Raw genomic sequence first — 11,687 nt, 5'->3', positions numbered from 1 at the left:
AGCGGGAGAAACCATGAACCTCACAGGCAAGACCGCACTGGTCACCGGCTCCACCAGCGGCATCGGGCTGGGCATTGCGCTGAAGCTGGCCGAGGCCGGCGCCGATCTGATCCTCAACGGCTTCGGCGATGCCTCGGCAGCGCTGGCGGAGGTCGGCAGACACGGCCGCAAGGTCGGGCACCACGGCGCGGACGTGTCCGATCCGGCACAGATCGCCGAGCTGTTCGCTTATGCCGAGCGCGACTTCGGCGGCGTCGACATTCTGGTCAACAACGCCGGCATCCAGCATGTCGCGCCGGTGGAGCAGTTTCCGGTGGAGCGCTGGGACGCCATCATCGCCATCAACCTGTCCTCGGCGTTCCACACCACACGCCTGGCCCTGCCCGGCATGCGCGAGCGCAACTGGGGACGGATCATCAACGTCGCCTCGGTGCACGGGCTGGTCGGCTCCGAGCAGAAGGCCGCCTACGTCGCCGCCAAGCACGGGCTGGTCGGGCTGACCAAGGTAGTGGCGCTGGAAACCGCCACCACGCCGATCACCTGCAATGCCATCTGCCCCGGCTGGGTGCTGACCCCGCTGGTGCAACAGCAGATCGACGAGCGCGCGCGGGAGAGTGGCGACGAGCAGCGCGCCCGCCACGACTTGCTGGCCGAGAAGCAACCGTCGCTGGATTTCGTCACCCCTGCCCAATTGGGCGCCATGGCGCTGTTTCTCTGCAGCGAAGCCGGCGATCAGGTACGCGGCGCGGCATGGAACATGGATGGTGGCTGGGCCGCACGCTAACCGTGGATTGACCTGCGGCAAAGCGCACGAGCAAAACGGGCGCGGCCGCTTGGCAAGCGCGCAGCGCTGGGGCTAGATAGCAACTACCCTCCCAGCGAAACCGCCCGCATGACCAGCATTTCCAGCGACACGCCGCTCAACGGCAAAGCCCCGGTGCACCTGGCGCTGCGCCGGGTCGCCATCGACACCTACCGCGAGAACGTCGCCTATCTGCACCGTGACTGCGCCGCCTGCCGCGCCGAAGGCTTCCAGGCGCTGGCCAAGGTGGAGGTACGCGTCAACGGCCGGCGCATCCTCGCCAGCCTCAACCTGGTGGACGACCCGAGCATCGTCGGCTGCGACGAGCTGGGCCTGTCCGAGGACGCCTTCGCCCAGCTCGGTGCCGAAGCCGGTGTACCGGCGGCGATCGCCCAGGCCGAGCCGGCCGCATCGATCCCGGCGCTGCACCGCAAGATCGCCGGCGAGCGCCTGAACCGCGATGACTTCCTGGCGATCATGCGCGACATCGCCGAGCACCGTTACTCGAAGATCGAGCTGACCGCCTTCGTGGTCGCCTGCAACCAGGGCGAACTGGACCGCGAGGAGGTGTTCTTCCTCACCGACGCGATGATCCGCGTCGGCCGTCGGCTCGACTGGCGCGAGCACCCGGTGGTGGACAAGCACTGCATCGGCGGCATCCCGGGCAACCGCACCTCGATGCTGGTGGTGCCCATCGTCGCCGCCCACGGCATGCTCTGCCCGAAAACCAGCTCGCGGGCCATCACCTCGCCGGCCGGCACCGCCGACACCATGGAAGTGCTGGCCAACGTCGAGCTGCCCTTCGAGCGCCTCTGCGAAATGGTCCGCGAGGAACGCGGCTGCCTGGCCTGGGGCGGCACCAGCGAGCTATCGCCTGCTGACGACGTGCTGATCGCCGTCGAGCGCCCGCTGTCGATCGACTCCCCCGGGCAGATGGTCGCTTCGATCCTGTCGAAGAAGATCGCCGCCGGCTCCACCCACCTGCTGCTGGACATCCCCATCGGCCCGACCGCCAAGGTGCGTTCGATGGCCGAGGCGCAGCGCCTGCGCAAGCTGTTCGAGTTCGTGGCCACGCGCCTGGGCCTGACCCTGGACGTGGTCATCACCGACGGTCGTCAGCCGATCGGCAATGGCATCGGCCCGGTACTGGAAGCGCGCGACGTGATGCAGGTGCTGCAGAACGACCCGGCGGCGCCGATCGACCTGCGTCAGAAGGCGCTGCGCCTGGCCGGACGCATGCTCGAGTTCGATCCCGATGTGCGCGGCGGCGACGGTTATGCCATCGCCCGTGACATCCTCGACTCCGGGCGGGCGCTGAAGAAGATGCGCTCGATCATCGCCGCCCAGGGCGGCAAGCCGTTCGATCACAACCATCCGCCGCTGGCACGGCTCAGCTTCGATGTGCTGGCCGACTGCGACGCGGTGGTCACCGGCATCGACAACCTGCAGCTGGCACGCATTGCCCGGCTGGCCGGCGCACCCAAGGTGCAGGGCGCCGGCGTGGACATCCTGCGCGAGCTCGGCGAACCGGTGCGGGCCGGCGACTGTCTGTATCGCGTTTACGCGGATTTTCCCGCCGACCTCGCCTTCGCCCGCCAGGCCACCGAACGCGCCAGCGGCGTCAGCCTCGGCAGCCCCGAGCAGGTCCCAACCGTATTCGTGGAGTTCTGATGCAAAGCCAGCTGCTGTATTTCGATGACGAGCGCGCCGCCGCCCTGCGCTTGGCCGAGGCCTCTGGCCTGCCCGCGGCGCAGGTCGAACGCCACCGCTTCCCCGATGACGAGCTGCGCCTGCGCCTGCCGCTGGCCGCGGGCGAAGCGATCGCCGAACAATTGGTGCTCTACCGCGGCCTCGACCACCCCAACGAAAAGCTGGTCGAGCTGCTGCTCGTGGCCGGCGAAGCGCGCCGCCTGGGCGCCAGGCGGCTGATCCTGGTCACGCCCTATCTGGCCTACATGCGCCAGGACATCGCCTTCAACCCGGGCGAGGTGGTCAGCCAGCGGGTGATCGGCCAGCTGCTGGCCGGCCAGTTCGACGCACTGATCACCGTCGACCCGCACCTGCACCGCGTCGCCACCCTGCAGGAGGCGGTGCCGCTGGCCGATGCCGTCACCCTCTGCGCTGCCCCGGCGCTGGCGCGACTGATCGCCGAACGGCATCCCGATGCGCTGCTGATCGGCCCGGATGCCGAGGCGCTGCAATGGATCGAGGCGGCCGCCGCCGAGCATGGTTTCGAGCATGGCGTGTGCAACAAGCTGCGCCATGGCGACCATCAAGTGGAGATTGCCTTGCCGGACCTGCAGTTCGCCGGGCGCCATGTGGTACTGCTCGATGACGTCGCCAGCTCCGGGCGCACCCTTGCCGAGGCCGCGCAGAAACTGCTGGCCGCCGGCGCCGCCTCGGTGGACGTGGCCGTGACCCACGCGCTGTTCGCCGGCGATGCGCTGCAGGTGATCCGCGCCGCCTGTGTCGGGCACGTCTGGAGCACCGACTGCATTGCCCACGAAAGCAACGCCGTGAGCATGGCGCCGCAGCTGGCCGAGGCGCTCAGGCCGCTGCTGCGTTGAAAACGTAGGGTGGAAAACGTGCGCAGCACTTTTCCACCTAGCCAGGCACCCGGTAGCGCCGGACCAACCGCGTGGACAAGGCTGCGCCGTTGTCCACCCTACGAGCTGAGCCGGTGGCCCGAAGCCTGACGGTGGGCTAAAGCCCACCCTACGCCAGTCCCGCCCTCAAAGCATCGCGATACGCCCAAGCCCCGTAGGGTGGGCTTCAGCCCACCACGCCACGGCCCCCACGCAATCGCCTCCCTTTCGCAGCCCCGGCCCACCCACTGGCACCCGTTCGGTGGGCTACAACCCACCCTACGCCTAAAGCCACCCTACCCCTCATCCACGCTCGGCTCATCAAGCGCCACCTGCGCTGAATCGCCGTAGCGCTTCTGGCAGCGCTCGCAGAAAAACGCCCGGCGCCGGCTGCGCCCCAGCTCTTTCGCCTTCATCAGCGGAATCCGGCAGCGCACGCAGCTGGTCTTGCCGTGTGCCAGCCAGTTGGCCTTGAGCACACCGGCCCGTTTCCAGTCGAGAAACTGGAAGCTGTAGGTGCGCGCCTCGCGCACCAGCTCGCGCAGCTTGGCCGGGGGCAGTTCGCCGATCAGCGACAGCGGATGCACGCGGATGCGATAGAGCACCTCGTTCTTGATGATGTTGCCGGAGCCGGCGAACAGCGTCTGGTCCAGCAACGCATCACAGGCCAGCAGGCGCGGGCGTTCGCGCAGGCGTTTGAGCGTGCCGCGCGGACTCCAGGCCGCACTCATCACATCCATGCTCCAGTCGTAGGCCGCATCCAGCGGCCCCTCGATCAACTGCACCGAACAGGCATAGAAATTCAGCTCGCCGTCGGCGAAGCCGAGGCTCAGACGCGGCGTGGAGTCCTTGCGCTCGTTGATGCGGTAGCTGCCGAACAGCAGCAGGTGGATGCGCACGGTGACATCCTCCAGCTCGATCAGCAGATGCTTGCCCCAGCTGCGGAATTCACGCACCACCTGGCCGGTCAGCCGTGCCTTGTCGACCTTGGCACTGCCTTCGGCGCGCTCGATGCGTTGACCTGTGAATGCCGCGACTTCCTCGCGGAGGATGACGATGGATGGACCTTCGGGCATGGATGCACCAGCTGATCTGCCTTTGTCGATCAGACTCGCCCGTGCGGCGAAGGTGCGTAGCGCGCTACCAGGCCAGCTGCAGCCTGCTCTCGAACTCGCGCGGTTCACCACTCAGCGGATCGCGGAAGCGCAAGCCGCGCGCCAGGAGCTTGAGCGGGCGGCTGTAATCGTCCTGGTCGCGCTGCTCGCGCGGCAGCAGCTGCGGGTAGAAGGGATCGTTGCAGATACCGGCGCCGAGGGTCGCCATATGCAGACGCAGCTGGTGCTTGCGCCCGGTGATCGGCGTCAGGGCGTAGCGCCAGAGGTGGTCGCGGCGCTCGAGCACCTCGATCAGCGTTTCGCTGTTCGGCTCGCCGTCGCCTTCGCGCATCAGGAAGAACGGCTCGCCCGGCACCATGCACAGCTGCCGGCGCAGGGGAAACTCGAGCCCGGGCAGCGCCGGGCAGATCGCCTCGTAACGCTTGGCGATCCGCCGCTCGCGGAACAACGCCTGGTAGGCGTCGCGGCTCCCGCGGTTGGCCGAGAACAGCACCAGCCCGGCGGTGAGGCGATCGATACGGTGAATCGGCACCAGATCGGCGTTACCCAGCCGTTTGCTGAGCCGCGCCAGCAGGGTTTCGTTGACGTATTCGCCAGCCGGCATCACCGAGAGAAAGTGCGGCTTGTCCGCCACCACCAGATGCTCGTCGACATGCAGGATGCGTTCTTCGAACGGCACCGGCGTCTCGTTGGGCACCTCGCGGAAATAGTGCACGCGCATGCCGACCCGGTACGGCCGGGCCGCGTCGATCGGCTGCATGTCGGCATCCAGCACCCGGCCGCGCGCCATGCGATCGAGCCAGGTGGCGCGATCGATTGCCGGAAAGCGCTCGCACAGGCAGTCGAGCACCGTAGGCCAGTCGCCTTGGGGCAGGTGCAGGGTGCTGGGGCGGGAATTGGCGGCGGACATCGGATCGGGTGCACAACGACAGGGGCGTCGATGATACCCGCTCTGCCGGCGGCTGCCTCCTCTGGGAAGCGCCGCGGCAAACGAGGGAGGAGTTCACGGCTGGAGCGGCAATGAACCCGGCGCGGTGTTTCGGCCGCGCGGCAGACGTATCAGTCTTCCCTGTCCTTGGTCACCTCGCCGGTGCGGCCGTCGATCTTGAACTCGTACTTCTTGCCGTCCTGCTTCATGCCCTCGCCTTCCCAACCGTCGTCATCGGCTTCGATGCCGTGCAGTTCGGTGTAGCCGGCGGCCTTGGCCTTCTCCACGGCTTGCTCAAGGGTGATCCAGTCGGCGCCGGGCTTGTCGGCAGCGAAAGCTGCACCGGAACCCAGGACGGCGACAGCGAACGCGGCGGTCAGTGTCTTGTTGTACATCTCGTTTTTCCTTCTGCGTACGGAATCGGATCGGGCCACGTGGATGGCCCCTGCCTGAATTACGAGCCCAGCGGTGGCCGCTAAGTTCAACCGCCGCGGTGTGCATTCGCCGGCTCGTTGTCGATTCCGGCAGGTGCCAGACGACTCCTGCACAGGGGCATCGCTGCGCGACGCGGGCCCCCTCCCACCCCCCGATATCCATGCACGAGGTTTTGCCATGACAACGCACAAGGTGGTATCCGACCAGGACTGGCTCGCCGCCCACAGCGCCCATCTACGCGAGGAGAAGCAGCTCACCCGCCAACGCGACGCACTATTCGAGAAGCGCCGGCAATTGCCCTGGCGGCGCATCACCCAGGACTACCGCTTTCACGACGCCGGCGGCACGGTTCGCCTGAGCGAGCTGTTCGAAGGCCGCAGCCAGCTGGTGGTCAAGCACTTCATGTTCGGCCCGGACTGGAGCGAGGGCTGCGTGGGCTGCTCCTTCGAGGCCGATCACATCGGCGGCGCGCTGCTGCACCTGCAGCACCATGACGTCAGCTTCGCCGCCATCTCCCGCGCACCGTTCGAACGGCTGGAGGCGTTCCGCCAGCGCATGGGCTGGCAGTTCCGCTGGCTGTCATCGGCCGGCAGCCCGTTCAACCGCGACTTTCACGTCTCCTTCGATGCCGAGGACATCGTCGAGGGCAAGGTCTTCTACAACTACGCGTGGCAGCCCTTCGTCTGCGAGGAGCTGTCGGGCTTCAGCGTCTTCTACCGGGACCCGCAGGGCGAGATCTTCCACACCTTTTCGGCCTTTGGTCGCGGCGCGGAAGAGCTGCTCGGCGCCTACGTGCTGCTGGACATGACGCCGAACGGCCGCAACGAGACCGGCCCGCGACACGACCTCACCGACTGGGTCCGCCTGCACGACCGTTACGACAGCGACGATCGGGTTGCGCCCACCGGCCGTTCGCAACCCGCCGCCGGCTGTTGCCACGAACAGATGCGCCGCTGAACTAGCGACGGCGGATGAAGACGATCCGCGGGTCCATCTCGCCGTCGGTGAAGCGAAACTCCACCGCATCGCCGACGGCCAGCCCGCCGAGCTGATGCCGAGTCACCTTGAACGGCATGATCATGGCCGGCCACTTCAGTGCCGGTACCGGACCATGGGCGATGGTCACGCTGCCCTGCTCCACATCGATGGCACGAATCTCGCCGGTGGCCTCGAAACTCGCCTCGGCTTCCAGGCTGTTGCCGGTCGAGACGTCATCCACCGCGGGAGGTGTGGTGGATGGCTTCAGCAGATCCTCGGCCATGACGACCACACCGGCTGTGCCAAGCACGGCCAGCAGCACGACGAAAACACTTTTCATGGGTATCCCCCTGAACGACCGCTGCAGATGAACGATGCCGCAAAGCTTAGCTGCCAGACGCCTGTCCGCCCTCGCTCGAACGGTGCATTCGTAGCCGGCGGATGACATTCAGTTTCATTTAAGCCAGCGCTCGTAACCTGTGAACCGTCGAAACCAACCACAGGAATCAACACCATGAAAACACTGACTACTCTGTTCACCGCCGCCACCCTCGCCCTGGGCGCCAACCTGGCGCTGGCCAAGGACATCGGTCCGGACGAAGCGCTCAAGCTGCGCGACGCCGGCACCATCCAGTCCTTCGAGAAGCTCAACGAAGCGGCCCTGGCCAAGCACCCCGGCGCCACCGTCGAGGAAACCGAGCTGGAAGAAGAGTACGGCCGCTACGTCTACCAGCTTGAATTGCGCGACGACAAAGGTGTGCAATGGGACGTCGAGCTCGACGCCAAAACCGGCGAAGTGCTGAAGGACCACCAGGACGACTAAAGGCCACCCATGCGTGCCCCTCTTCTTGTAACGCTGCCACTGGCTCTGCTGCTCGCCGCCGCCCCGGCGGTGAGCCGCGACCTGGATCAGGACGAAGCCCTGCGGCTGCGCCGCGAAGGCCTCATCATGCCGCTGGAAGCCTTGCTCCAGCGCGCCCTTGAACACCATCCGGGGGCCAGCCTGCTGGAAGCGGAGCTGGAAGAGGAAGACGGCTTCTACGTCTACGAAATCGAACTGCTCACCACCCAGGGCGTTGCCCGCGAGCTGGAATTCGATGCTCGCGACGGTCGCCTGATCAAGGATGAGGAAGACTGATGCGCCTGCTGCTGGTCGAAGACAGCGTGCCGCTGGCCGATGAACTGATCGCCAGTCTCAACCGCCAGGGCTACGCCACCGACTGGCTCGCCGATGGCCGAGACGCCGAATACCAGGGCGCCAGCGAGCCCTATGACCTGATCGTTCTCGACCTCGGTCTGCCGGGCAAACCGGGGCTCGAGGTGTTGCGTGCCTGGCGCGCCGCCGGGGTCGCCACCCCGGTACTGATCCTCACCGCGCGCGGCTCCTGGGCCGAGCGCATCGACGGCCTCAAGGCCGGTGCCGACGACTACCTGACCAAACCCTTTCATCCCGAGGAGCTGCTGCTGCGCATCCAGGCGCTGCTGCGCCGTGCCCACGGCCTGGCCAACCAGCCGCTGCTGCAGGCTGGCGGTCTGGAACTGGACGAATCGCGCCAGTGCTGCCGCAAGGACGGCAAGGACATCGAACTGACCGCTGGCGAGTTCCGCCTGCTGCGCTACTTCATGCTGCACCCCGGCCAGCTGCTGTCGAAGACCCAGCTCACCGAACACCTCTACGACGGTGAAACCGAGCGCGACTCCAACGTCATCGAGGTGCACATCAATCGGCTGCGCGGCAAGCTCGGCCGCGAATTGATCGAGACGCGCCGCGGCCAGGGCTATCGCTTCGGCGGCGCGGCGTGAAGTCGATCCAGCGCAGCCTCAGCCTGGCGCTGATCGCCACCCTGCTGCTGGTGGCGCTGGTGCTGGTGCAGACCAGCCTGTGGCTGTTCGAGTCAGGCCTCAGGCGCAGCCTGGAAACCGACCTGCGCGAGGAAACCGAGGGGCTGCTGATCGCTCTGGTGAAGGGGCCGAACGGCGACCAACTGGATGTGCAGCGCCTCAACCCACGTTATCAGCGGCCGTTTTCCGGTCACTACTTCAAGATCGAGCTGCCCGGCCGCACCTGGCGCTCACGCTCGCTGTGGGACGCCACGCCAGAATGGCCGGAACGCGCGGGCCTGGCGGACGAACTGCTCGACGGCCCGCAGGAACAGCGCCTGCTGGGTTACCGCGCCGAGTACCGCCGCGACGGACAGCCGATCGTCATCAGCGTGGCGCAGGACTACACGCCGATTCTCGACAGCTTCGCCCGCGTGCGGCTGAGCGGCCTGGGACTGGTCGGCTTCGCCCTGCTCGCCCTGCTGCTCTTGCAGCGCTACGCCATGGGCCTGGCGCTGCGCCCGCTGGAGCGTGCCCGGCAGCAGATCGCCCAGCTGCAGCAGGGCCAGCGCCAGCAACTGGATCAGCAGGCGCCGGTCGAACTGCAGCCGCTGGTGGAGCAAATCAATCATCTGCTCAGCCACACCGAGGAGACCCTGCAACGCTCACGGCACGCACTGGGCAACCTCGGCCATTCGCTGAAAACACCACTGGCGGTACTCGGCAGCCTGGTGCAGCGCGACGAACTCGCCGCCCACCCCGAACTGCAGGCCAGCCTGCAGGAGCAGCTGGAGCAGATCCAGCAACGGGTCAGCCGCGAGCTGGGTCGCGCGCGGCTGTCGGTCGACGTGCTGCCCGGTGCGCATTTCGACTGCGACGCCGAACTGCCGGCGCTGTTCGACACCCTGGCGATGATCCACCGCTCCGACCTCGAGCTGCGCTGGCACGCCCCGGCTGACTGCCGCCTGCCGCGTGATCGCGAGGACATGCTCGAGCTGCTGGGCAACCTGCTGGACAACGCCTGCAAATGGGCGAACAGCCGCGTCGAGCTGACCATCGAGCGATCGCGCGACGGCTTCGTGCTGCTGGTGGACGATGATGGGCCGGGCATTCCGGCCCAGCAACGGGAGATGGTCATCAACCGCGGCGTGCGGCTGGACGAGCGCGCAGAAGGCCACGGCCTGGGGCTGGGGATCGTCAGCGATATCCTGACGGCGTGGCGTGGCGAGTGGAGCCTGGAGGAAAGTCCGCTGGGCGGGCTTCGCGTGCGTATCGCACTGCCCGCGATGCGCTAAGCGGCGCTATTGCGGGCGGGCCAGTTCGTTGCGCATGTCTTCGAGGATGGTTTCCACCAGCAGCGTGTTCTGAACCTGGTGTCCGGCGACGATGCGCGTGGCGTGGGTGCCGTTGATCGGGTAGCCGACATGGACCTCCAGACGGCCATCCGCCTTCGGTTCGACACGGGTGCGGTATTGCGAAGTGAAGGTTTCGGCCAGGTGACGGGACAAAGTCTTCATGGAGCATCTCTACAGGTGAGCCTGTCACAAAGACCCTGTACCAGGCTCGGAGATTCCAGCCGTCCATCGGGAAGCGTTCAGCCTTCACCAAACTGCAACCTGTCTCAGCCCTTTCGTTCGCCGTCGGCGTACGCCAGCCAGGCCAGCAATGCCATCGCGACGAACGCCACGCCGGACCATGTCAGTGCAGCGATCAGCAGATTCATGTCGGTCACCCGTATCGAGTTGAAACACGCCTTGAATATATGTAGCGTTGCGCGACACGTCGACCCGCTCGACATAGGCATGTAAACCTTCGGTACAGGTGCAACGGCGATGAAAAGGAAGCAATCGATCAGTCAGATACGCTGGGACCTGGCGCTGCGCTACCGGTTGATCGAGACCATTGCCTGGTGGGAAGGCCGCCTGACCACGGGCCACCTGATGCAGAGCTTCGGCATCAGCCGCCAGCAGGCCTCGAAGGACATCAATACCTACCTGAACGAACATGCGCCGAAAAACCTGACATATGACCGCCACCTGAAGGGCTACAAGCCGAGCAAGACCTTCCAGCCGCTGTTCATCGACGGCAGCGCCAGCGCCTATCTGCACCTGCTCGACCAGAACCGCGTGCGCGCCCCGCATATCGAGGGCCTGGCGCTGGCCTATGCACATACGGAAGTGCTGCAGGTACCGGACCGCAGCATCCGCCCCGAGGTGCTGCGGCCGATCCTGCAGGCCTGCCGCGAGGGGCTGCGCCTGGAGAGCGAGTACGTCTCGCTGGCCAATCCGGAGGTGGAGATCCGCGTGATGGCGCCGCACACGCTGGTCTTCACCGGCATGCGCTGGCACGTGCGCGCCTACTGCGAGAAGAACCGCGAATACCGCGACTTCGTGCTCAGCCGCTTCCGCGGCGAACCGGACCTGATGGACGAAAGCGAACATACCCGCGAGCAGGACGAGGCGTGGAACACACCGGTGACCGTGCTGATCGAGCCGGATGCACGACTGAGCCCGGCGCAGAAGGCGATCATCGAGGTGGACTTCGGCATGGCCGACGGCCAACTGCCCGTCGAGACGCGCGGCGCCCTGGTGCAGTACGTGCTGCAGCGCTTCGGCATCGACCCGAACACCGTGCAGGCCAATGCGGCGGCGCAGCAGCTGCAAGTGGGGAATCTGCAGGCGTTGAAGGGGTGGTTGTACTCGTGAGGGTTAGGCGTAACGTGGCCACTTGCAGGAGCGAGCTTGCTCACGAACTGTTGCCGGCGCAGACCTATGCGTACGACGCCGCGCTTTCCTCGGCCCGACCTGTAGGTTGCGCCTTGCACGGCGCCTCGCTGGCTTTCGCTCCGCGCTCACTCTCGACTGGCCCGTCTGGCGGAAGCATTGGTTTCGCCCTGCTGGGCGACTCACTTTTTCCAAACGCCGGACGGCCGGCCCCAAAAAAAGTAAGCAAAAACGCTTGCCCCTGCATCCGGGTCTCGCTGCGCTCGACTTCCCTCACTCCATCCGCGCTCCGGGGACCGG

Annotated in this window: 14 protein-coding genes; 9 read left to right on the top strand and 5 right to left on the bottom strand. The window is 66.6% G+C overall.

Annotated elements, in window-relative coordinates:
• The first annotated feature begins 13 nt into the window (after positions 1-13).
• The 3 genes from OUY36_RS04110 to OUY36_RS04100 all read left to right on the top strand — a co-directional run bounded on the left by OUY36_RS04110 (position 14) and on the right by OUY36_RS04100 (position 3,369).
• On the top strand, positions 14-784 hold the full coding sequence (locus OUY36_RS04110; RefSeq protein WP_003301975.1) for a 3-hydroxybutyrate dehydrogenase: 771 nt from the start codon (positions 14-16) through the stop codon (positions 782-784).
• 108 nt (positions 785-892) lie between these two features.
• Positions 893-2,473: a thymidine phosphorylase family protein gene (locus tag OUY36_RS04105; protein ID WP_267936888.1), complete on the top strand. Its 1,581-nt coding sequence runs from the start codon at positions 893-895 to the stop codon at positions 2,471-2,473.
• Entirely contained in the window at positions 2,473-3,369 is an 897-nt protein-coding gene (locus OUY36_RS04100; protein ID WP_267936886.1) for a ribose-phosphate pyrophosphokinase, read from the top strand. Before OUY36_RS04105 ends, OUY36_RS04100 begins: the two co-directional genes overlap by 1 nt.
• A gap of 314 nt (positions 3,370-3,683) precedes the next feature.
• Here the strand turns inward: OUY36_RS04100 and OUY36_RS04095 are convergent, their stop codons facing one another.
• From OUY36_RS04095 to OUY36_RS04085, 3 genes are all read right to left on the bottom strand, one after another.
• On the bottom strand, positions 3,684-4,463 hold the full coding sequence (locus tag OUY36_RS04095; RefSeq protein WP_267936884.1) for a DNA-formamidopyrimidine glycosylase family protein: 780 nt from the start codon (positions 4,461-4,463) through the stop codon (positions 3,684-3,686).
• 64 nt (positions 4,464-4,527) lie between these two features.
• On the bottom strand, positions 4,528-5,412 hold the full coding sequence (locus OUY36_RS04090; RefSeq protein WP_267936882.1) for an RluA family pseudouridine synthase: 885 nt from the start codon (positions 5,410-5,412) through the stop codon (positions 4,528-4,530).
• Between the two features lie 149 nt (positions 5,413-5,561).
• On the bottom strand, positions 5,562-5,825 hold the full coding sequence (locus OUY36_RS04085) for a PepSY domain-containing protein (RefSeq protein WP_063544136.1): 264 nt from the start codon (positions 5,823-5,825) through the stop codon (positions 5,562-5,564).
• Positions 5,826-6,042: 217 nt separating this feature from the next.
• On the opposite strand from OUY36_RS04085, the gene OUY36_RS04080 reads away from it, so the two are divergent.
• Positions 6,043-6,822 carry a DUF899 domain-containing protein gene (locus tag OUY36_RS04080; protein ID WP_267936880.1) on the top strand — a complete coding sequence of 260 codons (780 nt, stop codon included), beginning with the start codon at positions 6,043-6,045 and terminating at the stop codon, positions 6,820-6,822.
• A gap of 1 nt (position 6,823) precedes the next feature.
• On the opposite strand, the gene OUY36_RS04075 is transcribed toward OUY36_RS04080, so the two are convergent.
• Complete coding sequence (locus OUY36_RS04075; protein WP_063544131.1) at positions 6,824-7,183, bottom strand: copper-binding protein; 360 nt, start codon at positions 7,181-7,183, stop codon at positions 6,824-6,826.
• A gap of 174 nt (positions 7,184-7,357) precedes the next feature.
• On the opposite strand from OUY36_RS04075, the gene OUY36_RS04070 reads away from it, so the two are divergent.
• The 4 genes from OUY36_RS04070 to OUY36_RS04055 are packed head-to-tail and all read left to right on the top strand — an operon-like array spanning position 7,358 to position 9,959.
• Positions 7,358-7,666 carry a PepSY domain-containing protein gene (locus OUY36_RS04070; protein WP_063544129.1) on the top strand — a complete coding sequence of 103 codons (309 nt, stop codon included), beginning with the start codon at positions 7,358-7,360 and terminating at the stop codon, positions 7,664-7,666.
• A gap of 9 nt (positions 7,667-7,675) precedes the next feature.
• On the top strand, positions 7,676-7,981 hold the full coding sequence (locus OUY36_RS04065) for a PepSY domain-containing protein (RefSeq protein ID WP_267936876.1): 306 nt from the start codon (positions 7,676-7,678) through the stop codon (positions 7,979-7,981).
• Entirely contained in the window at positions 7,981-8,646 is a 666-nt protein-coding gene (locus OUY36_RS04060; protein WP_267936873.1) for a response regulator transcription factor, read from the top strand. The genes OUY36_RS04065 and OUY36_RS04060 overlap by 1 nt, the downstream gene beginning before the upstream one ends.
• Positions 8,643-9,959 (top strand): ATP-binding protein, encoded by a 1,317-nt coding sequence (locus tag OUY36_RS04055; RefSeq protein ID WP_267936870.1) that lies wholly within the window; start codon positions 8,643-8,645, stop codon positions 9,957-9,959. Before OUY36_RS04060 ends, OUY36_RS04055 begins: the two co-directional genes overlap by 4 nt.
• A 6-nt stretch (positions 9,960-9,965) precedes the next feature.
• Here the strand turns inward: OUY36_RS04055 and OUY36_RS04050 are convergent, their stop codons facing one another.
• Complete coding sequence (locus OUY36_RS04050) at positions 9,966-10,181, bottom strand: hypothetical protein (protein ID WP_014595808.1); 216 nt, start codon at positions 10,179-10,181, stop codon at positions 9,966-9,968.
• Positions 10,182-10,496: 315 nt separating this feature from the next.
• Between OUY36_RS04050 and OUY36_RS04045 the strand changes: the two genes are divergently transcribed.
• Entirely contained in the window at positions 10,497-11,369 is an 873-nt protein-coding gene (locus OUY36_RS04045; RefSeq protein ID WP_267932186.1) for a helix-turn-helix transcriptional regulator, read from the top strand.
• The last annotated feature ends 318 nt before the right edge of the window (positions 11,370-11,687 follow it).

It is taken from the genome of Stutzerimonas sp. R40042 (assembly GCF_026642215.1).
Taxonomy (GTDB): domain Bacteria; phylum Pseudomonadota; class Gammaproteobacteria; order Pseudomonadales; family Pseudomonadaceae; genus Stutzerimonas; species Stutzerimonas frequens.
The sequence above is the reverse complement of the archived record's forward strand: the minus strand, read 5'-3'. Positions and strand labels throughout refer to the sequence as shown.